The 211-nt window shown below is 47.9% G+C and carries 1 protein-coding gene; it reads left to right on the top strand.

Annotated features, from left to right (window positions below; translation table 11 throughout):
* Positions 1–211 (top strand): hypothetical protein (locus tag ON062_RS13775; protein WP_274647712.1); only part of this gene is annotated, 211 nt, incomplete at both ends.

The raw sequence follows: 211 nt of genomic DNA, 5'->3' as shown, positions 1-211 counted from the left end.
CCCCAGAGTTTCATGGCTCGAAGACGGAGGAAGACCCTAAAGCTTTCTTGGATGAGGTGTACAAGATTATGGCTATTATGGGGGTGAGTTCGGAAGAAAAAGCAGAGCTAGCGGCCTATCAACTCATAGGCCTTGCCCAAATATGGTATGAACAGTGGAGGATGGAGAGACTAGAAAATGTGCCTATTCAGTGGGAAGCCTTCAAAGTCGC

This window comes from Microbacterium sp. C7(2022), assembly GCF_028823665.1.
In the GTDB taxonomy this organism is placed as follows: domain Bacteria; phylum Actinomycetota; class Actinomycetes; order Actinomycetales; family Microbacteriaceae; genus Microbacterium.
The sequence above is the reverse complement of the archived record's forward strand: the minus strand, read 5'-3'. Positions and strand labels throughout refer to the sequence as shown.